The sequence below is a fragment of the Methylophaga sp. UBA2689 genome (assembly GCA_002354555.1).
Classification (GTDB): Bacteria; Pseudomonadota; Gammaproteobacteria; order Nitrosococcales; family Methylophagaceae; genus Methylophaga.
Genome location: DELT01000094.1, coordinates 50,281 through 62,306 on the forward strand (window position 1 = coordinate 50,281; position 12,026 = coordinate 62,306).

Annotated in this window: 15 protein-coding genes; 4 read left to right on the forward strand and 11 right to left on the reverse strand. The window is 46.0% G+C overall.

Annotated features, from left to right (window positions below; genetic code table 11):
* Positions 1-6: 6 nt before the first annotated feature.
* The 4 genes from rpoD to rpsU all read right to left on the reverse strand — a co-directional run bounded on the left by rpoD (position 7) and on the right by rpsU (position 4,435).
* Positions 7-1,845: an RNA polymerase sigma factor RpoD gene (rpoD, locus tag B3M51_RS11335; protein ID WP_292483107.1), complete on the reverse strand. Its 1,839-nt coding sequence runs from the start codon at positions 1,843-1,845 to the stop codon at positions 7-9.
* Between the two features lie 96 nt (positions 1,846-1,941).
* Positions 1,942-3,666, reverse strand: coding sequence for a DNA primase (dnaG, locus tag B3M51_RS11340; protein ID WP_292483105.1), 1,725 nt, complete (start codon positions 3,664-3,666; stop codon positions 1,942-1,944).
* Positions 3,667-3,734: 68 nt separating this feature from the next.
* A complete protein-coding gene (locus B3M51_RS11345; protein WP_292483103.1) occupies positions 3,735-4,196 on the reverse strand; it encodes a GatB/YqeY domain-containing protein in 462 nt (153 codons plus the stop codon).
* 23 nt (positions 4,197-4,219) lie between these two features.
* The gene (gene rpsU, locus B3M51_RS11350) at positions 4,220-4,435 is read right to left on the reverse strand and encodes a 30S ribosomal protein S21 (protein ID WP_014705573.1); all 216 of its coding nucleotides are present in this window, start codon (positions 4,433-4,435) and stop codon (positions 4,220-4,222) included.
* 152 nt (positions 4,436-4,587) lie between these two features.
* On the opposite strand from rpsU, the gene tsaD reads away from it, so the two are divergent.
* Complete coding sequence (tsaD, locus tag B3M51_RS11355; RefSeq protein ID WP_292483102.1) at positions 4,588-5,604, forward strand: tRNA (adenosine(37)-N6)-threonylcarbamoyltransferase complex transferase subunit TsaD; 1,017 nt, start codon at positions 4,588-4,590, stop codon at positions 5,602-5,604.
* Here tsaD and plsY read toward each other — a convergent pair.
* The gene (gene plsY, locus B3M51_RS11360) at positions 5,596-6,192 is read right to left on the reverse strand and encodes a glycerol-3-phosphate 1-O-acyltransferase PlsY (protein WP_292483100.1); all 597 of its coding nucleotides are present in this window, start codon (positions 6,190-6,192) and stop codon (positions 5,596-5,598) included. The genes tsaD and plsY overlap by 9 nt on opposite strands.
* Before the next feature lie 76 nt (positions 6,193-6,268).
* Here plsY and folB point away from each other — a divergent pair, with 76 nt between their 5' ends.
* Both folB and folK read left to right on the forward strand, forming a co-directional pair.
* Positions 6,269-6,622: a dihydroneopterin aldolase gene (gene folB, locus B3M51_RS11365; RefSeq protein ID WP_292483098.1), complete on the forward strand. Its 354-nt coding sequence runs from the start codon at positions 6,269-6,271 to the stop codon at positions 6,620-6,622.
* A complete protein-coding gene (folK, locus tag B3M51_RS11370) occupies positions 6,619-7,146 on the forward strand; it encodes a 2-amino-4-hydroxy-6-hydroxymethyldihydropteridine diphosphokinase (protein ID WP_292483096.1) in 528 nt (175 codons plus the stop codon). The genes folB and folK overlap by 4 nt, the downstream gene beginning before the upstream one ends.
* Here the strand turns inward: folK and B3M51_RS11375 are convergent.
* Positions 7,078-7,797 (reverse strand): SDR family oxidoreductase, encoded by a 720-nt coding sequence (locus tag B3M51_RS11375; protein ID WP_292483094.1) that lies wholly within the window; start codon positions 7,795-7,797, stop codon positions 7,078-7,080. The genes folK and B3M51_RS11375 overlap by 69 nt on opposite strands.
* Before the next feature lie 16 nt (positions 7,798-7,813).
* Here B3M51_RS11375 and B3M51_RS11380 point away from each other — a divergent pair, with 16 nt between their 5' ends.
* Positions 7,814-8,977, forward strand: a complete 1,164-nt coding sequence (locus B3M51_RS11380; RefSeq protein WP_292483093.1) for a class I SAM-dependent methyltransferase — start codon at positions 7,814-7,816, stop codon at positions 8,975-8,977.
* Between the two features lie 54 nt (positions 8,978-9,031).
* On the opposite strand, the gene B3M51_RS11385 is transcribed toward B3M51_RS11380, so the two are convergent.
* The 5 genes from B3M51_RS11385 to B3M51_RS11405 all read right to left on the reverse strand — a co-directional run.
* Positions 9,032-9,907, reverse strand: a complete 876-nt coding sequence (locus tag B3M51_RS11385; protein ID WP_292483091.1) for a hypothetical protein — start codon at positions 9,905-9,907, stop codon at positions 9,032-9,034.
* A 24-nt stretch (positions 9,908-9,931) separates the two neighbouring features.
* Positions 9,932-10,942 (reverse strand): NAD(P)H-dependent glycerol-3-phosphate dehydrogenase, encoded by a 1,011-nt coding sequence (locus tag B3M51_RS11390; RefSeq protein WP_349676739.1) that lies wholly within the window; start codon positions 10,940-10,942, stop codon positions 9,932-9,934.
* A 33-nt stretch (positions 10,943-10,975) separates the two neighbouring features.
* The gene (gene secB / locus B3M51_RS11395) at positions 10,976-11,458 is read right to left on the reverse strand and encodes a protein-export chaperone SecB (RefSeq protein ID WP_292483087.1); all 483 of its coding nucleotides are present in this window, start codon (positions 11,456-11,458) and stop codon (positions 10,976-10,978) included.
* Between the two features lie 21 nt (positions 11,459-11,479).
* On the reverse strand, positions 11,480-11,737 hold the full coding sequence (gene grxC, locus B3M51_RS11400; protein ID WP_292402440.1) for a glutaredoxin 3: 258 nt from the start codon (positions 11,735-11,737) through the stop codon (positions 11,480-11,482).
* Between the two features lie 16 nt (positions 11,738-11,753).
* Positions 11,754-12,026, reverse strand: a 273-nt coding sequence (locus tag B3M51_RS11405) for a rhodanese-like domain-containing protein (RefSeq protein ID WP_292759313.1), incomplete at its 5' end; no start/stop codon positions are given.

Below are 12,026 nucleotides of genomic sequence, written 5' to 3' on the forward strand. Positions count from 1 at the left end.
TTGTAATCAGCTGTCTGAGTCGAGGAAGCTTCTCAGTTGATCCGAGCGTGATGGGTGACGCAACTTACGTAACGCCTTGGCTTCGATCTGACGAATACGCTCACGGGTAACATCAAATTGTTTACCGACTTCTTCCAGTGTGTGGTCAGTATTCATATCAATACCAAATCGCATACGCAGTACTTTGGCTTCTCGCTCGGTCAGGCCGTTCAGAACGCCCTGAGTGGCTTCTCTGAGGCCTTCGATGATAGCGGAGTCTGCTGGTGACATTACGTTGATATCTTCAACGAAATCGCCCAGATGTGAATCTTCATCATCACCGATCGGTGTTTCCATCGAAATAGGTTCTTTGGAAATCTTCAGTACTTTACGTACTTTGTCTTCCGGCATTTCTACGCGTTCTGCCAATTCATCCGGAGTCGGTTCACGCCCCATCTCCTGAAGCATTTGACGGGCAACACGATTGAGTTTGTTGATGGTTTCAATCATATGTACCGGAATACGAATGGTACGTGCCTGGTCAGCAATAGAACGGGTAATTGCCTGACGAATCCACCATGTTGCATAGGTAGAGAATTTGTAGCCACGTTGATATTCGAATTTATCAACCGCTTTCATCAGACCTATGTTGCCTTCCTGAATCAGATCCAGGAACTGCAAACCACGGTTGGTGTATTTTTTGGCAATTGAGATAACCAGACGCAAGTTGGCTTCGACCATTTCTTTCTTGGCACGACGCGCTTTGGCTTCAGCAATCGACATTTGACGGCTGATTTCTTTAATCTCGGAAATATCCAGTCCACGATCTTCTGCAATTTCGGCTAATTTGCTTTGTGCGGCCAGAATGTCATCAAGATTTTTCTTGATGGTGGATGAATAATGTTTTTTAGCGCGAATGAATTTATCTGACCACTCAAGATTACTTTCATTACCCTGGAATGCATCGATAAAGTCGCGGCGATTCATACCCGCCTGCTCTACAACGATGTCCATAATGATTTTTTCTTGTTTACGCACTTCGGCGATGGTTTCTGCCATCAAGCCATTTAAATAAAGCAGCGTTTTTGGTGTCAGTTTGAATTCCATAAACAGGTTACTGGCCTGTTCACGAGATTCGATCATGGCATCACCTTCGGTGGCCAGAACGGTTTTGTATGCTTCTTTCAATGCGGTAAAGCGAGCGCGGGCTTCTTCTGGATCAATTTCTCCAGAATCATCTTCATCATCGCTTACGCCATCAACATCATCGTCATCATCGCCGTCGCTATCAGAATCATCAGAGTCAGAGCTACTGGTAACATCATCATCGTCATCATCACTGGCGACCAGCTCTTCAGGCGCGACAAAGCCACGAATCAGTTCATTCAGGCGCATTTCGCCAGCTTCAACCGCATCGTAAAATTCAAGGAATGACGAAATAACCGGTGGGTAAGTTGACAGCATTAGCAGACTTTCACGGAGGCCTGCTTCGATGCGTTTAGCGATAACGATCTCGCCTTCGCGAGTCAATAATTCAACAGAGCCCATCTCGCGCATGTACATGCGCACAGGATCGGTAGTACGACCAAACTCACCATCGGAACTTGCCAGGACAGCAGCAGCTTCTTCATCAGAGACTTCGTCATTTGATGATACAGCTTCGGCGAGACGTTCCATCTCATCGGTATCCATGCCATCTTCATGGACCATGATACCCAGGTCGCTGAACATACTAACGATGTCTTCGACCTGATCCGCATCGACCAAATCTTCCGGAAGGTGGTCATTGATCTCGCCGTAGGTGAGATAACCGCGCTCCTTTCCAAGGGCGATAAGTTCTTTAACGCGTGATTGCTGATCTTTCATTCGGCCTCTTTATGCATGGTGACGCTGATTTTTGGCGGTAACACTATATTATAGTGAAAGCACTTCGTTATTGCATCATTTTTGATTACAAAACACCTACTTATAGGAATTAATTTCAATTCTTTCAGACTCAGTTAAATTGCTGAGTCCTTTATTTATCAAATAAGTATAGCGTTCATCTCTTGCTTGTTTGTTTAGACGACTTACAATTCCGATGAGTTCATGCTCCAGCTGTTCTGGCGACAAATTCAACGGTTGCATTGCGAGTTTTTCCATATAGGGAGCTTGTTGAGTATCTCGCCAACGCTCTAAAAGCTGTGCGGTTTTAAGATGGGGATGCTCACGCATGGTTTCAAGTAGCTGAATTAAAATCGCCAAACCTGGCATATCCAGCTGATGCAAATTACCTGTATCCGGAACAGCCTCATACAATTGTGGATGCTGTAACACAATCATCACCGCCATGCGCACGGGCGTCATATTGGCCATTGCATTTTGCTTGGCGTTTTTTGCTGGAGGTGGTGGCGCAGGTTTTTCAAGATGTTTGTTTAACGTGGCAATATTGGTTTTAGCATGATCTGCCAGCTGCTGCTCCAACATATCGCGATACAAGCCTGCAGGGATATGTCTTAGATAGGGTTTGGCAATTTCAACCAGCCTGGCGCGGCCATCCATCGATTGACTGTCTACCCGGGAAAGTAATGTCGCAAAGAAAAAATCCGAATAGCTTTGCGCCTGACTGACTAACTGATGAAATGTAGCAGCCCCCTGCTCCCTTACCATGGTGTCGGGATCCTGACCTTCCGGCAGAAACATAAATTTCAGTTCAAAATTACCACCGAGTATCGGCATCGCATTTTCTGCGGCTCGCCATGCAGCTTCTTTTCCTGCACGGTCACCATCAAAACAAAAAATAATTTCCGGTGCGCTGCGAATCAACTGACGTAAGTGTTCTGAAGTTGTCGCCGTACCTAACGTTGCCACTGCATTGTTAATCCCAAACTGAGCCAGCGCAATGACATCCATATAACCTTCCACAATCAGGATGCGTTCCAGTCGACGATTGGCTTTACGAGCTTGATATAGACCGTAAAGCTCCTGCCCCTTGTGAAAAATAGGGGTTTCAGGAGAGTTCAGGTATTTTGGCGTGCCGTCGGCATCAATAACACGACCACCGAAAGCGATAACGCGGCCCCGACGATCACGAATGGGGAACATTAATCGATCACGAAAACGATCGTAGGTTCGACCTTTATCGTTTTTAATCAACATCCCCGCTTCAAACAATTGATCCTGACTTTGCTGATTGTTGCCAAAAGTACGTAATACATTGTCCCAACCATCCGGCGCCATACCAATATCAAAAGCAGCTACGGTTTCAGCGCTAAGACCTCGCTGTTGGATATAATCCTGAAAAGCCTGGCGCTGCGGATGGTTTTGCAACTGATGTACGTAGTAGCGACTGACTTTATCCATCAGGTCGTAAAGGTTTTGTCTGGCGGGGGTGAGTGCAGCTTGTTGCGTGACTGGCACCTGCATACCGACTGTGTCCGCAAGCTCCTGAATTGATTCAGGAAAGCTGAGCTGGTCGTATTCCATCAGAAAACCGATCGCCGTGCCGTGCGCACCACAGCCAAAACAGTGATAAAACTGTTTATCAGGACTGACAGTAAATGAGGGAGTTTTTTCGTTGTGGAAAGGGCAACAGGCGTGCAGGTTTTTACCGGCTTTTTTCAGCGGTACACGCGCATCAATAATATCAACGATATCGACTCGTGAGAGCAATTCGTCAATGAACTGTGGAGGGATTTGTCCGGCCATAAATCAATTATGGCCGAAGTCTGTCTTGAATGTTAACCACGTCTGAAAAAAGACCTGGCATTGCTGGCTTAAGAACTGAGCGCGGCCTTAACCTGGCTGCTCACTGCGCCCATATCAGCGCGCCCCTGAACTTTCGGACGCAACACATTCATCACCGCACCCATATCTTTCTGGGTACTAGCGCCTGTCTGTTGAATTGCATCAGCAATAGCTGCCTGCAATTCTGCTTCGCTCAAGGCTGTTGGCAGGAATTCTTCAATAATCGCCAATTCAGCTTTTTCGATAACGGCTAAGTCATCACGGCCAGCTTGCTCAAACTGCGATAAGGCATCTTTGCGTTGCTTAGTCATTTTAGTCAGCACAACGACAATGTCATCATCTGACATATCCTGGCGATTATCGACTTCAACTTGCTTGATGGCAGCGGTAATTTGTCGCAATGTGCCAAGACGATCTTTGTCTTTGGCGCGCATTGCGTCTTTTACGCTATCTTGAATTCGAGCTTTGAGTGGACTGGCTTCTTGAGGCATTAGAATAAGATTCTAATCAGCAATTAGTACATGCGAACGCGGCTAGCGTTTTCACGTGACAGTTTCTTCTGGTGACGCTTAACAGCTGCTGCTGCAGCACGTTTGCGAACAGTTGTTGGTTTTTCATAAGCTTCGCGAGCGCGAGCTTCTGCAACCGTACCTGCTTTTTCACAAGCACGTTTGAAACGACGTAAAGCTACGTCAAATGGTTCGTTTTCTTTAACCTTAACAGATGGCATTCAATACATTCCTAAACAGACAATGACGGAAAAGCCCTTAATTGTACGAGATCTATTTCGGAAAGAAAATACTAAATGCTAATTAGTTGGATGAGACCACCCCCGGCAAGGCATAATAATCGGCATTTATTTAATGCAGTCAGAATAAATTTATGCGTGTTTTAGGAATTGAATCATCTTGCGATGAAACCGGTATTGCGCTCTATGATACTGAAAAGGGGCTGTTGGCTCACGCACTTTTCAGTCAGATAGAAATGCATGCCGAATATGGCGGTGTGGTGCCGGAACTGGCTTCCCGCGATCATATTCAGAAAACATTGCCCTTGATGCAACAGGTTTTGGATGAAGCGGGTCTGCAGCGTAAAGATATAGATGCGGTGGCTTATACAGCGGGTCCAGGTCTGGTGGGTGCTTTACTGGTGGGCGCCGCAATTGGTCGCAGTCTGGCCTGGGCGTTAAATATTCCAGCTTTGCCAATCAATCATATGGAAGGGCACCTTTTATCGCCATTACTGGAAGCCAATCCACCGGCATTTCCATTTGTATCTTTATTGATTTCCGGCGGCCATACCCTGCTGGTTGATGTTAAAGGCGTGGGTGAATATGAATTAATGGGCGAATCCATTGATGATGCGGTGGGTGAAGCATTTGATAAAACCGCCAAAATGTTGGGGCTGGGTTATCCGGGTGGCCCGGCCTTAGCGGCTTTAGCAGAAAAAGGCCAAGAGGGCGCCCATATCTTTCCCAGACCGATGACCAATCGTCCGGGTTTGGATTTCAGTTTCAGTGGTTTGAAAACCTTTGCTTTAAACACCTGGCATAACAGTGATCAGAGTGAACAGGCCAAAGCCGATATTGCGCTGGCATTTCAAACAGCGGCGGTGGAAACCCTGGTGATTAAATGTCGCCGGGCATTAAAACAAAGTGGTCATAAACGTTTGGTCGTGGCCGGTGGCGTCAGTGCCAATAAATCTTTGCGCGCGGCTTTAGATGCATTACCGAAAGTGCAGGTTTATTACCCGCAATTACAATTCTGTAGCGATAACGGAGCGATGATTGCGTTTGCCGGAGCGATGCGTCACCAGGCCATGGTTGCTGAAACTGAAGCAACATTTAATGTGCGTTCGCGTTGGCCATTAGATGAGCTAACGCCGCCAGCTTCAACCTGACTTCTTCTCTTCACCGGCCAGCAACCGCTGGATATTGCTACGATGCCGCCACAGCAAAAGCAGGGCAATTAACAGAATAACCGCACGTGCAAACACTGTATCAATAAGCCATAAGCTATAAACCGGTGTCATTGCCGCAGCGGTAATGGCAGATAAAGACGAAATCCGGGTAATGGCAAAAACCACCATCCAAGTCAGTAACGCCGCTCCAGCCAACGCAGGTGACAGCGCCAGAAACGCGCCCAAAGCCGTTGCCACACCTTTGCCACCTTTAAACTGGAAAAACACAGGGTATAAGTGCCCAAGAAATGCAAAGAAAGCAATTAAAGCCAGGATATCGATATCAAAGCCTAGTATTCGTCCGATTAATACCGGGATGACGCCTTTTAGCACATCGATGAGCAAGACCAGTGCCGCCAGCTTTTTGCTACCCATCCGCAATACATTGGTCGCGCCGGGATTTCCTGAGCCCTGAGTCCTTGGATCCGGTAAACCTGAGACCTTGCAAAGCATGACAGCGCTCGATAATGAGCCTATAAGGTAGGCGCCGAGCAATGCAAGCAGCGCGATGGCAGTTAATTCAGGCATGTTATGATGCGACCTTTGAAAATGTAGCGGTATTATTCAGTACCATTACCACTTTTGCCAACATTGAAGCGACATCATGGATAAAATTTTTCTAAATGATTTGAAAATTGACACGATTATCGGCATCTATGATTGGGAGCGCGAAACACTACAGACATTGCGCTTTGATTTTGAAATGGATTGGGATATCCGCAAAGCCGCTGCATCGGATGATATAACCAATACATTGGATTATGGTGCGGTTGCCAATGTCGTTGTCGAGTTTGTCAGCAATAGTCAATATCTGTTAATTGAAAGCCTGGCTGAAGAGGTCGCGCAACTTTTACTCAAGACCTTTGACATTCCGCGGCTCAAACTCACCTTAACCAAACCTGTTCAATTGCATGGGGAAAACCAAGCACAAATTGTGATTGAGCGCTCCAGCAAATGAAACAGCGGCAAGGCTATCTGCTTGGTTTAGGCAGCAACATAAATCCTCAGCAAAATACCGAAAAAATGGTCATTGCGCTGCTGCAAGAGTTTAAAGAGCTAAAACTAAGTCGAGTATTAAAAATCCCGCCAGTGGGCATGAATAGTCATCGGGATTTCCTCAATACCATCGTCTTCGTTGAAACCGATTTGTCCCAGATAGAATTAAAGCGCTTCTGCAATCAGATTGAAATTAGTTTAGGCCGGGATCGGGATGATCCGTTAAGCAAAACCAAAGATCGACCAGCCGATATCGATATTCTGAAACAGCTGAGCTTGCCTGAAGAAGCTGATATCCCGGTCAGCAGTATTACTGATGAGTATTTTCTTTACCCCATTATTCGAGAGCTGCTCAGTTATCTAACTGACACTGCAGAAGTCACGCCTCCTGCAGGGGTTTTGATAAAAACGTCTGACTTACGCTTTGGAGAGACGGCGACCACCATCTACTGGGATAGTCGCACCAGTAATAAAGGGGTTCTCTAGCAAGCTTTTTATGGCGAGATACACTGGCTCGGCACCACCTTCACGAGCAAGCGGGGTTTCAGACAACATCTTCTGTCTAGCTTCCTGTGTATGTGACTCTGTGAATAAAACGGGTCCCGGAGCCACTGAATTCACCTTTATCTGCGGAGCTAGTTTTTTTGCCGACACAAGCGTCAGGTTATGCAATCCCGCTTTGGTTGTGCCATAAATATCAAAGCGTGGGGTAGGGTTTTCAACATTGATATCGGTGATATGAATAATATCGGCCGGATCGTTACCCGGTCCCTTTAATAGCTTTGATAACGCCTGATTGATCAGAAACGGCGCTAACATATGTATGGTAAAAAAATGTTGATATTGCTCCGCAGCCTCAACCAAATCATCTGCTGTCGGTATAAATGCTGAGGCATTATGCACAATGCCTCGATAAGCCGGACTGAATTGCTGCAGTTTGTCGATAAACCCCATAATGCTGGCAGTATCCTGCAAATCCGCCTGAATAGTCTGTATGCCTAATTGTTTTAGTTTTTGGACATCTTCCGTTTCAGTACGGTAATGTGCCAATACATCATAACCATCCTGCTTTAGCCTGGAAGCGATATGAAATCCGACCCGCTTTCCGGCACCTGTTACTAAAATGGGATTATTCACTGAAATTACCGACTAAATGAAACATACCGCCAAGTTACCTGCACCTGACCCCATTGCGCAACAGCATAGCGATCAACTGTTGCAACTGATTTTTCAGACCATAGAAGCCCGGAATGGTTGGCTGAGCTTTGCAGAATTTATGCAGATGGCCTTATACCAACCTGGACTCGGTTATTACAGCAATGGCTTAAGCAAGATCGGCGAAGCAGGGGATTTTATTACAGCACCGGAAATAAGCCCGTTATTTTCTATGGCGCTGGGCAATCATATTGCTGATGTGCTCAGACAAATACCGGCGGCAGATTGCCTGGAATTTGGCGCAGGCAACGGTCAAATGGCGGTCGATATTCTGCAGTATCTGCAGGAAATTGACTGCCTGCCGGCACATTACTATATTATCGAAGCTAGTGCCCACTTACGCCATAGGCAGCAAGAAATAATCCATAAACATTTTGGAAGCGAACAAAATCGTATAATTTGGCTGGATCAACTGCCTGCTGAATTCACCGGAGTCATCATTGCAAATGAAGTGTGCGATGCCATGCCTGTGCATCGAATGCAGTTTGAAGAAAATCAGATTCTGGAGTTAGGAGTAGGGCAGGAAGAAGGGCAACTGACATGGCTGTCACAAACGGTGACTGATCCTTTTTTACAGACACGTTGCGAACAGATTTATCCTTTACTGCAGCAGTTTCCCTATCAGACAGAAGTGGCTATGCAAGCACCTGCCTGGCTTTGCACTATCGCCGAAATACTGACACAGGGTGCTATATATTTGATTGATTATGGCTATGAAGCCAGTGACTATTTTCATCCCTTGCGGCATCAGGGCATGTTGCGTTGCCACTATCAACATCAGGTACATAATGATCCATTGACTCTGATCGGTTTGCAGGATATTACTGCCCATGTGGACTTCACAGCATTAGCTGAAACAGCCCATGCAAAAGGACTGCAAGTCGAGGGTTATCAGCGGCAGAGTGATTTTCTGCTGGCAGGTGACATTCTCAATCTCAGCCAACAGAATGCGCCAGATTCCTTTCAGCAGATGCAACAGGCCGCAGCTTTGAAACGTTTATTATTACCAGAACAGATGGGAGAACTGTTTAAAGTGCTCAGTCTGTCAAAAAATGTCGATATGGCTCGCTCCAAATCCGCTGATTTGCGTTATCGTCTTTAAAGATTGCAATAAAAAAGGCGCCGAAGCGCCCTTTTTAAAAACATTTAGAAATCATTATTGCTGATTACTTTCGTCCAATTGTTGTTTGAGCTGTTCAAGCTGCTCAGACATTTCAAACAGGACTTCCTTAATATTGGCCACATCATCAGTCAAATTATCTGTTTGACGTTTGGTTCTGGCAATTTCTTCACGCATTTCAGGCGTTAATGCGCCGGTATCCTGTCCTTTACGCTCAGCTGCAGACGCTAATACGGTAGGGATATCAATCACTAGCCAGTCAGACCGTTCAGAGCCATCTTCTTGGTGATATGAAATGCCATTATCTAAAGCAATTTTGGTTGCTGGATCAGAATCGGACTTACGGGTACCCGGTAATAATGGATTTACCCGACGATCTATTTCCTGACCAGTATATTGTTCTTTATCGCGATATTCCTGATGAACAAGTCCAAAGATAATATTCAAGCGGCCATTGTTATCAACAAACACGCGGCCACTGTTGGTTTTACGTTCCGCCGCAATCGCTCCGGCATGAACCCCTAGCGTGACAAAGGTAATATCTTCGTTGGGTTGGGCACGATTTAAACCCTGTGCTAGGGTTGAACTTAAAATTTGCAATTCACCCGGTGAAAACAACGGAACTTGCTGAGTTCTCAGTAACACACGCTGATTAACATATAGCGATGAAAGCACTTCACGCATTTCATCCTGATTGATTGGCAAAGGGTGCTGATTGGTTCCAGGCTGATCGCGCTCTACCAGCCGAACGTATTGCAGATTTGACTCCCACAGTACCGGACCACTTTGTGACATAACGACTTCATCATCATCTGATGATTTCTTACTGAATGGGTTGCCACAGGCAGACAAGCCGACAGTCATTGCCACACTGAGTGCAATGATGCTGCTGTATTTCACAATGCCTTGCATATAATTTTCCTCAATTAATTCGTATCACGATTTTCCGATTACCGGAGATTCTGCTTTTTGTTCACGACATAATAATGCCTGAACCGATTTGCGCGGATCGTACCCTTCAAACAGGATTTTGCATACCTGCTCAACAATTGGCATCTCAACACCCGCCTGTTGAGCACGTAATAAAACTTCTCTGGCAGCGTGCATACCTTCTACCGTCTTACCGACTTTTGAAACCGATTCATCAACAGTAAGACCCGAACCAATCGCTAAGCCCAGCTGGCGATTGCGGCTCTGATTATCAGTACAGGTCAGGATCAAATCCCCCATACCAGACAGGCCAAACATGGTTTCTGGTTCAGCTCCCAGTACACTGGCTAAACGCATAATTTCTGCCATACCGCGGGTCAACAGAGCGGCACGGGCGTTGGCACCATATCCTAATCCGTCACAGATACCTGCGGCAATTGCCAACACGTTTTTCACCGTACCTCCAACTTGCACCCCTAAAACATCCTCAGTGGTGTAAGCCCGCAAAGCAGGTCCATGAAGCGCATTTGCCAAGGCTTTGGCAAACTCTGTATCGCGGGAAGCGACAGTTAAAGCGGTGGGCAATCCGGCCGCAACTTCCGCGGCGAACGATGGACCAGAAACGACGGCTAAAGCATGTTTAGGACCAAGAATTTCAATAGCCGTATCATGTAGAAATTGACCATTGTGGGGGGTTAAACCTTTGGTTGCCCAACTTATCGGGATATCTGCAGACAAAAAAGGTTTAATGCAATGCAATATTTCACTAAACGCCAGACTTGGCACTGAAACCATTACATGTCTGCAATTTTTCAGGGACTTTTCCAAATCCATTTCAATTTTCAATGTATCCGGAAAAATAATTTCCGGTAGATAGCGGCTGTTCATCCGTTCAGCCGCTATCCGGGAAAGCTGTTCTTTGTCACGACCCCAAAGCCAGACTTCATGGCCATTTCGAGCCATGGCAAAAGCCAGCGCCGTACCCCAGGCTCCGGCACCAATGACAACTGTTGGCATTAAAGAAGAAGCGGTCATGACCGTGTAGACAAACTAGTGCGTAGCTTGTGCTGCTTCCATCTGCTGACGTGCCTGATCAATCTGATGTTTGTAGACTGCATCAAAGTTCACTGGCGCCAGTACGAGTTGTGGAAAACCACCTTTGATAACCACATCAGAAATAACTTCCCGCGCAAAAGGGAAAATAGTATTCGGGCAATAACTGCCAATCAGGGGACCCATCTCTTCTTTGCTGTAACCGGTCAAGGTGAAAATTCCAGCCTGTTTAACTTCCGCCAAAAATGCCACTTGATCATTAACTTTCGCGGTGACTGTGACGACCAGAACAATTTCATGGGTATCTTCATCGATACGGTTATATTCATTACCCAATTGCAGATCCAGTTTTGGTTTCCATTCTTCACGGAAAATGGCTGGAGAATTAGGCGTTTCAAATGAAATATCTTTGGTGTAGATCTTCTGAATGATGAACTTCGGTTGTTGTTCTTCAGTTGCTGCTGTGTTTTCTTCAGCCATGATTTTCCCTCTCTTTAGAATTTAATTGTTTGTCAGTAAAACGTCGAGCTGCCCCGAACGGTCGATATCAACCAAATCGGTATATCCACCCATTGATTTACCATTAATGAATATTTGCGGCACGGTACGTTGCTGACTTTTTTGCATCATTTCCTGGCGTTTTTCTGGATGCTGATCCACACGGATTTCGTCATAACTGACACCTTTCCGATCCAGTAACTGCTTTGCCATTGTGCAGTACGGGCAATGCGCGGATGAATAAATGATGACTTTGCTCATAACAACACTCCAACTCTTAACTAAATAACGGCAGTTTGGCATCTCGCCATGCGTGCAGACCGCCTGACATTACATAAATATTGGTGTAGCCATGCTTTTTGAACTGTTTGGCAGCGGCTTTTGAACGCTGACCACTATCACACACCAGAACCAGAGGCTGATCCTTCTTTTTTAGCGACTTGAGATTCGCCTCGATATCGGCTAACGGCACATTAACGGAATCGACTATATGTGAAGTTTCAAATGCATCTTTATCGCGGATATCGACAAAACAGCCTTTTTGCTGATT

Bases quoted from the DNA above. Each gene is read 5' to 3' on its own strand.
- rpoD (WP_292483107.1), bottom strand. From the start codon at position 1,845: ATGAAAGATCAGCAATCACGCGTTAAAGAACTTATCGCCCTTGGAAAG.
- dnaG (WP_292483105.1), bottom strand. From the start codon at position 3,666: ATGGCCGGACAAATCCCTCCACAGTTCATTGACGAATTGCTCTCACGA.
- B3M51_RS11345 (WP_292483103.1), bottom strand. From the start codon at position 4,196: ATGCCTCAAGAAGCCAGTCCACTCAAAGCTCGAATTCAAGATAGCGTA.
- rpsU (WP_014705573.1), bottom strand. From the start codon at position 4,435: ATGCCATCTGTTAAGGTTAAAGAAAACGAACCATTTGACGTAGCTTTA.
- tsaD (WP_292483102.1), top strand. From the start codon at position 4,588: ATGCGTGTTTTAGGAATTGAATCATCTTGCGATGAAACCGGTATTGCG.
- plsY (WP_292483100.1), bottom strand. From the start codon at position 6,192: ATGCCTGAATTAACTGCCATCGCGCTGCTTGCATTGCTCGGCGCCTAC.
- folB (WP_292483098.1), top strand. From the start codon at position 6,269: ATGGATAAAATTTTTCTAAATGATTTGAAAATTGACACGATTATCGGC.
- folK (WP_292483096.1), top strand. From the start codon at position 6,619: ATGAAACAGCGGCAAGGCTATCTGCTTGGTTTAGGCAGCAACATAAAT.
- B3M51_RS11380 (WP_292483093.1), top strand. From the start codon at position 7,814: ATGAAACATACCGCCAAGTTACCTGCACCTGACCCCATTGCGCAACAG.
- B3M51_RS11385 (WP_292483091.1), bottom strand. From the start codon at position 9,907: ATGCAAGGCATTGTGAAATACAGCAGCATCATTGCACTCAGTGTGGCA.
- B3M51_RS11390 (WP_349676739.1), bottom strand. From the start codon at position 10,942: ATGCCAACAGTTGTCATTGGTGCCGGAGCCTGGGGTACGGCGCTGGCT.
- secB (WP_292483087.1), bottom strand. From the start codon at position 11,458: ATGGCTGAAGAAAACACAGCAGCAACTGAAGAACAACAACCGAAGTTC.
- grxC (WP_292402440.1), bottom strand. From the start codon at position 11,737: ATGAGCAAAGTCATCATTTATTCATCCGCGCATTGCCCGTACTGCACA.